We start from the raw sequence: 328 nt of genomic DNA, 5'->3' as shown, positions 1-328 counted from the left end.
AACCACTAATATATCATGTCAGTGTTCGCTTAACTTGCTAACATGATGCTAATTTCGTGGCATGGGGAAAATCCGTAGATCTGAAGAGACCTGCGGTTCTTTTTATATAGAGCGTAAATACATTCAATACCTTTTAAAGTATTCTTTGCCGTATTGATACTTTGATATCTTGTCTTTCTTACTTTAATATGACGGTGATCTTGCTCAATGAGGTTATTCAGATATTTCGATGTACAATGACAGTCAGGTTTAAGTTTAAAAGCTTTAATTACTTTAGCCATTGCTACCTTCGTTGAAGGTGCCTGATCTGTAACTACCTTTTGAGGTT

The 328-nt window shown here is 35.4% G+C and carries 1 pseudogene; it reads right to left on the bottom strand.

Annotated elements, in window-relative coordinates:
* Positions 1 to 29: 29 nt before the first annotated feature.
* Positions 30 to 328, bottom strand: a pseudogene (locus FOJ82_RS15995) (IS6-like element IS257 family transposase); the annotation flags it as partial.

It is taken from the genome of Tessaracoccus rhinocerotis, from assembly GCF_007197885.1.
GTDB lineage: Bacteria > Actinomycetota > Actinomycetes > Propionibacteriales > Propionibacteriaceae > Arachnia > Arachnia rhinocerotis.
The sequence above is the reverse complement of the archived record's forward strand: the minus strand, read 5'-3'. Positions and strand labels throughout refer to the sequence as shown.